The organism is Ferrovum myxofaciens (assembly GCF_000735045.1).
Taxonomy (GTDB): Bacteria; Pseudomonadota; Gammaproteobacteria; order Burkholderiales; family Ferrovaceae; genus Ferrovum; species Ferrovum myxofaciens.
This window is the reverse complement of sequence record NZ_JPOQ01000178.1, coordinates 1-1,316: the sequence shown is the minus strand read 5'-3', so window position 1 is coordinate 1,316 and position 1,316 is coordinate 1. Positions and strand designations below refer to the sequence as shown.

Genomic DNA, 1,316 nt, shown 5'->3' with positions numbered 1-1,316 from the left:
GCCTGTGGAGAATTGGCGCAATCAGGCCGTTCCGTGAAGCAGGAACCCGCCGAAGCGACTACACAGGGGCTTGCCCTTGTGTAGCGCCGTAGGAATCTCCGGCATTCATGCCGGGGAGGATGTCAAGGGCTTTACAGGCCGATTGCAGCCACTGAAATCCAGCAAAAAAAATCAAAAGTGGGAGTTTTTTAACCATCAAGCCGCTTTCTTTCCGATCTTCATAATCGCCGCAGCCAAACTTTCAGTGGCCAACTGCGCATAACGCTGAGTTCTTCTCGAGTCCTTGTGGCCCAAAACTCCCCCAACAGTATAAAGATCCACCCCTTGGTTGATCATCTCGCTTGCCGTTGAATGGCGCAGGTCATGGAAGTGGAAATGCCCCAACCCTTGGGCCCTCGCTGATTCCTTGAAAGAGTGCTGAATCGTTATCTTGCTCACCGGTTTCATCTGAATGGATCAGATTCTTGGATGGACCGGTACGATTCTCGGATTGCCATTTTTGGTGTCATCCAGCACAAAGGTTTCCCCCACACGTCGCGCGCGCAATATCTCCGACAACCGCATCCTGAATAGAAGGCGATTCTGACCGCTTGTCTGGCAGAACGATTTTTGCAACCCTTGGCTCTGCCGCAAACGGGTGATACTCCGTCAGAAAAACCATTCGCAGGGACGGAGCAAAGCCCCACCTCGCAAAATCCTGTTTCAACCTGAATCGGATAAAAGGGTCGTTCGGCCACCGGACGCTTACGAAGTTCCTGCCTGGATTCCCCTGATCATCAACAGTTTTGCACAAGCGGGGCAAATCGTCGGAGCTTCCGGATCTGGAGGAATTCCGGTAGTTGCTCTTGATCCCTCCAGTATCTTTGAACAGGGGATGACCGTCTCTAGGGCCATCTGGTAAGTTTACTTACAATGTAAACTAGGTTACTATTCTTCCATATTGCCGAGAGAGGGAGTGATTTATGTGGAGCAGGACCTACAGCAAGCGGGTAAGTGGGTTGCAAGTAAATAAAGTGTGGATGGTATGGACCGATGTTAATCGGTGGCACACTTGGCAGCCCGACATCGAATATGCAGAATTGAACGGCGAGTTCAAGGTGGGCAACACTTTCAAGCTAAAACCCAAGAATGGCCCACAAGTTTCCATCCGGATCATCAAAGTCGAACCTGGCAGGCAGTTCACCGATTTGACCTGTTTTCCTGGGGCACGCATGTTCGGTTGCCATGAATTCATTGCTTACGATGATGAACTGGAAATACGCACGACCATGAGCATCGAAGGTTTTTTGTCTTTTTTGTGGAGAAAAATCGTTGCG

Annotated in this window: 2 protein-coding genes; one reads left to right on the top strand and one right to left on the bottom strand. The window is 50.5% G+C overall.

What is annotated here, in order from left to right; all coding sequences use genetic code 11:
• Positions 1–195: 195 nt before the first annotated feature.
• Complete coding sequence (locus tag IV91_RS16955) at positions 196–447, bottom strand: tyrosine-type recombinase/integrase (RefSeq protein WP_051862702.1); 252 nt, start codon at positions 445–447, stop codon at positions 196–198.
• A 515-nt stretch (positions 448–962) separates the two neighbouring features.
• Between IV91_RS16955 and IV91_RS0112570 the strand changes: the two genes are divergently transcribed.
• A partial coding sequence (locus tag IV91_RS0112570; protein WP_031598956.1) for an SRPBCC family protein occupies positions 963–1,316 on the top strand: 354 nt, incomplete at its 3' end.